Origin of the sequence: Streptococcus mitis (assembly GCF_001579035.1) — a bacterium.
GTDB classification, from domain to species: Bacteria; Bacillota; Bacilli; order Lactobacillales; family Streptococcaceae; genus Streptococcus; species Streptococcus mitis_J.
The window spans coordinates 69,500-74,322 of record NZ_KQ970287.1 but is presented as its reverse complement, the minus strand read 5'-3'; the positions used below and the strand labels follow the sequence as shown (position 1 = coordinate 74,322).

The window sequence follows — 4,823 nt, the reverse complement described above, 5'->3', positions numbered from 1 at the left end:
GGGGACCAAGCCTTCTCTTTATCGTCTTGCCTCAACTCTTTGACAAGATGCCTTTTGGAACCATTTTCTACATCCTCTTCCTCTTGCTCTTCCTCTTTGCGACGGTCACTTCTTCCGTCGTGATGCTGGAAATCAATGTGGGCAATATCACCGATCAGGACAACAGCAAGCGTGCTAAGTGGAGTGTGATTTTAGGAATTTTGACCTTTGTCTTTGGAATTCCTTCAGCCCTATCTTACGGTGTCATGGCGGATGTTCACATTTTTGGTAAAACCTTCTTTGACGCTATGGACTTCTTGGTTTCCAATCTCCTCATGCCATTTGGAGCCCTCTGCCTTTCACTTTTTACAGGCTATATCTTTAAAAAGGCTCTTGCAATGGAGGAACTTCATCTCGATGAAAGAGCATGGAAACAGGGACTGTTCCAAGTCTGGCTCTTCCTTCTTCGCTTTATTATTCCAATCATCATCATCGTGGTTTTCATCGCCCAATTTATGTAATCAAAAGGACTTGAGTAGTAAACTCAGGCCCTTTCTTTTTTATGGATGACTAACAATCAATTCCAAACCTTGCCCTTCCAGAGTCCATGCTTCAACATCACTTAGTAGGATAAAGTGGCTACCTTTTTGAATTGGATAGTTTTTTCCGTCAACAGTCAGTTGACCTTGACCAGCTAAGACACTGAATAAGCTGTAGTCAGCTGTCTTTTCGAAGTCAACTTTTCCAGTAATTTCCCACTTGTAGACTGCGAAGAAATCATTAGAGACAAGTAAAGTTGAGCGTAAATCATCAGCTTTGACAGTCACAGGACGGCTATTTGCTGGCTCACCAATGTTCAAGACATCAATGGATTTTTCAAGGTGAAGTTCACGCAAGTTACCATTATCATCCTTACGGTCAAAGTCATAGACGCGATAGGTGGTGTCACTAGATTGTTGGGTTTCAAGAATCAAGATACCTGCTCCAATAGCATGCATGGTGCCGCTTGGTACATAGAAGAAATCTCCAGCCTTGACAGGGACTTTGGTAAGCAAGTCATCCCAGTTCTTGTCCTCGATTTGCTGACGGAGTTCTTCTTTTGACCTGGCATTGTGACCGTATATAATCTCTGAACCTTCATCCGCCGCAATGATATACCAGCATTCTGTTTTTCCAAGTTCGCCTTCATGCTCTAGTCCATAAGCATCATCTGGGTGAACTTGGACGCTGAGCCAGTCGTTGGCATCCAGAATCTTAGTCAAAAGCGGAAATACAGTCTCTGGACGATTACCAAACAATTCACGGTGTTCTGCATACAAAGTAGCTAGGTCTGTTCCCTCGTAACGACCATTTGCCACCTTTGAAACTCCATTTGGATGAGCTGAGATGGCCCAGTATTCCCCTATTTTTTCACTTGGGATGTCATAACCAAACTCATCACGTAGCTTGGTACCACCCCAGATTTTTTCTTGCATAACTGATTGTAAAAATAATGGTTCTGACATGTCGATCTCCTGTCTGATTTTTCTCCCCTCATTATAGCAAAAAGCTCCATCTAATTGAACTCTTTTTCACATATTATAAAGTAGGGAGAAGATTTTATAAAAATAGTAACGATATACTTTTTTCTTTGATAGAGACGAACATAAAAGACTCTCGTAAAGCTAGCTGTCACTGGACTTTTTCCCTCAACTCTCATTCAAAAATTACTTTAATGAAGCATCTATTTTCATAAAATAAAAAGACTGAAAGCAGTCTTCTTTTTAATTCAAAGCTGTAATAGCCGTTACTAAACCAAAAACGATACCTGGTGCATTAGCAGCTGCAAGTGGAATATCTCTTTCCTTCTTGAAAAGACCATAGTAAACCCAGAGACTACAGTTGATAGCTGCGACGAGGGGTTGAATGAAGTTGCCTTTTTGACCGGCAAGATTATTCATGATTTGTGGGAAATATGACACATACATCATAACAGACATAAATGTCGCTACCCAGCCCAACACTTTCATTTGTTTTTCAGACATTTTCAAAACCTCTTTTATTCTTTTATACTTTCTATTTTATAATTTAATACAAAAATAAGCAAGACTTTAAGAGTTTTATTATAAAAATGTAAACTATCACAGTCTTGTAATAAGAAACAGACCGGATTGCTCCGATCTGTACGATTCATAAAATGTAAAAATGAATAGCTTTTGTCAATGAAGCGATTGATTGATGGTAAATAAACCGTTAGAAATTATTTGAGCAATAACTTCAAGACCATGAAAAATAAAACTTCCTACAATCCAACCTATAATGATTGAACAGATAATCATGGTCACACAGATTAGATAAATATCCTTTTTTTGCATCTCTTTCCTCCTACTATCTATTCATGGAGATATTTCAATCCCAAGTTCCAATGAGATAAGAAAATCTACTTACTACAGCTGTTTAATCATATTCCTCCTTTCCACATCAGTCTTATTTTCTGCTATTATATTTTTATTATAAGATTTTAAGAAAGCGTTGTCAACCATTTATATGCAATTGCTTTATATTAAAAAGACCGGATTGCTCCGATCTTTCAATAGTTCATATTCTCACTTTCTGTTTTAAGAATAGTTAAGGTTATCTTCAAATAACTAAGCACCTTATTTCATACGATAAAAATCAATCACTAGACCAGCAGGACCTTTAACTAATAAGGACTCTGTTCCCCAATCGGTTACAGTTGGACCGTTTAAAACCTGGATACCAAGCTCGTTCAACCGTTTGTAGTTCTGGTCGACATTCTCAACCTCGATATGAATAATGATTCCTGACTGAAAATCTTCCAAAGGAATCAAATGATTTTGGGACAACATGAGACAGTGACTGCCAATCGTAAACTGAGCAAAACCATCATCAGCATAATCTGCCTTTTTATCCAAGATATGCTCCAAGTCAGTACAGACTTGGGGAACATCTGCAACGATAATATCTAATTGATTTAAATTCATTTACTCTCCTCCATAAAAAGACCGGATTGCTCCGATCTTTTCAAGTTCCGCTCTAAGAAAATCATAGAATGAAATCTACAATGGTTACACTTGATTTTCGACGAGAGAAATTATTTAATTGCGCGTGATTGCAAACCTTCTTCTTCCAAGAAGAGACGGAATGGTACGAGTTCTTCTGCTTCGTATTTTTCCTTGAAGGCTTTGATAGCTTCTTCTGAGTGAAGTTTTGGATCCAATTCAAGTACTTCTACTGGAAGTGGACGGTGTGGAGTGATGCGAGCATCGATCACAACAGTTTTACCTTCTTTGTTCAATTTAACAGCTTCTGCAACAACTGCATCGATGTCTTCGATACGGTCAACTGTAAATCCTACAGCACCTTGCGCTTCAGCGATTTTCGCATAGTCAGCATTAGGGAAGTCACAACCAAACAAGTGTTTGTTTGTGTCTTCGTATTTGTCCTTGATGAAGGCATATTTACCATTTGAGAAGACAACGTTGATAACTGGAAGGTCGTATTGAACGTTTGTGATAACGTCTGGGTAGCACATGTTGAATGCACCGTCACCCATGATGTTCCATACTTGGCGATCTGGATTGTCTTTCTTAGCAGCGATACCACCAGGAAGGGCAATACCCATTGTCGCAAAGAGTGGAGATGTACGCCACATGTTCTTAGGTGTCATGTGAAGGTGACGAGTAGATGTTTGAGTAGTGTCACCTACGTCGATTGAGTAGATAGCGTCTTGATCAGCATGTTTGTTGATTGCATTGTAAACTTGATACAATTGCAATTCACCCTCAGTTTTACCTTCGATTTTGTTCATGTAATCACGCCAGTTTTGGTTGTTCTTAACGTTTGCACGCCACCATGGAGTAGATTCAACTGGGTTCACTTTGTCAAGGATTGCTTTGGCTGCTTGACCTGCATCACCAAGGATTGAAGCGTCAAGGGCGTGACGTTTACCAAGTTTGTAAGGGTCAATATCAACTTGGATGAATTTTTCAGTGTTCTTGAATGCTTCGTAAACTTCAGCAAATGGGAAGTTTGAACCAAGGAAAAGAACTGTGTCTGCTTCAAAGACCACTTCGTTGGCTGGTTTCCAACCAACACGGTAAGCAGAACCTGTCAAACCTTCATAGTTCCATTCAAAGGCTTCAAAGTTTTTACCAGTTGTGATGATTGGTGCTTTGATTTTACGTGACAATTCAGTAATCACTTCACCAGCTTTAACACCACCGTAACCAGCATAGATAACTGGACGTTCAGCATTGTTCAAGATTTCAACAGCTTTGTCGATTTCAACTTCGTTCAAAGCAGGAGCGATGAATGAACGTTCGTATGAACCTGAACCGTAGTATGAGTTTTCATCGATTTCTTGGAAACCGAAGTTTACTGGGATTTCAACAACAGCTGGACCTTTTTTAGAAACTGCAGCACGGCAAGCTTCGTCGATTACTTTTGGCAATTGCTCAGCGTAAGCTACACGTTTGTTGTATACAGCGATACCGTTGTACATTGGGTTTTGGTTCAATTCTTGAAAAGCATCCATGTTCAATTCGTTAACTGGACGTGATCCAAGGATCGCTAGGAATGGAGTGTTATCCATAGCTGCATCGTAAACACCGTTAATCAAGTGAGTCGCACCTGGACCACCTGAACCAACTGCAACCCCGATTGAGCCACCGAATTTAGCTTGCATAACCGCTGCAAGAGCACCTGTTTCTTCGTGGCGAACTTGCAAGAAGCGGATATCTTTTTCTTCAGCCAAAGCGTCCATCAATGAGCTGAGTGTTCCTGATGGGATACCGTAGATTGTGTCTACGCCCCATGTTTTCAATACGTTAAGCATTGCTGCA

5 protein-coding genes and 1 pseudogene are annotated in these 4,823 nt (G+C 39.9%); 1 reads left to right on the top strand and 5 read right to left on the bottom strand.

Features of this window, described 5'->3' with window-relative positions:
* Positions 1-500: pseudogene (locus tag SMIDD26_RS04790) on the top strand (sodium-dependent transporter); the annotation flags it as partial.
* 39 nt (positions 501-539) lie between these two features.
* Here the strand turns inward: SMIDD26_RS04790 and manA are convergent.
* The 5 genes from manA to spxB form a co-directional block, all read right to left on the bottom strand.
* Positions 540-1,484 carry a mannose-6-phosphate isomerase, class I gene (gene manA / locus SMIDD26_RS04785; protein WP_061439254.1) on the bottom strand — a complete coding sequence of 315 codons (945 nt, stop codon included), beginning with the start codon at positions 1,482-1,484 and terminating at the stop codon, positions 540-542.
* Positions 1,485-1,742: 258 nt separating this feature from the next.
* The gene (locus SMIDD26_RS04780) at positions 1,743-2,003 is read right to left on the bottom strand and encodes a SemiSWEET family transporter (RefSeq protein ID WP_061439252.1); all 261 of its coding nucleotides are present in this window, start codon (positions 2,001-2,003) and stop codon (positions 1,743-1,745) included.
* Positions 2,004-2,177: 174 nt separating this feature from the next.
* Positions 2,178-2,333 carry a hypothetical protein gene (locus tag SMIDD26_RS12240; RefSeq protein ID WP_167747478.1) on the bottom strand — a complete coding sequence of 52 codons (156 nt, stop codon included), beginning with the start codon at positions 2,331-2,333 and terminating at the stop codon, positions 2,178-2,180.
* A 282-nt stretch (positions 2,334-2,615) separates the two neighbouring features.
* Positions 2,616-2,963, bottom strand: coding sequence for a VOC family protein (locus tag SMIDD26_RS04775; RefSeq protein WP_061439249.1), 348 nt, complete (start codon positions 2,961-2,963; stop codon positions 2,616-2,618).
* 110 nt (positions 2,964-3,073) lie between these two features.
* Positions 3,074-4,823: pyruvate oxidase (spxB, locus tag SMIDD26_RS04770; RefSeq protein WP_246746912.1), on the bottom strand; the 1,750-nt coding region annotated here is incomplete at its 5' end.

Coding starts and splice junctions, on each gene's coding strand:
- manA (WP_061439254.1), bottom strand. CDS start 1,484: ATGTCAGAACCATTATTTTTACAATCAGTTATGCAAGAAAAAATCTGG.
- SMIDD26_RS04780 (WP_061439252.1), bottom strand. CDS start 2,003: ATGTCTGAAAAACAAATGAAAGTGTTGGGCTGGGTAGCGACATTTATG.
- SMIDD26_RS12240 (WP_167747478.1), bottom strand. CDS start 2,333: ATGCAAAAAAAGGATATTTATCTAATCTGTGTGACCATGATTATCTGT.
- SMIDD26_RS04775 (WP_061439249.1), bottom strand. CDS start 2,963: ATGAATTTAAATCAATTAGATATTATCGTTGCAGATGTTCCCCAAGTC.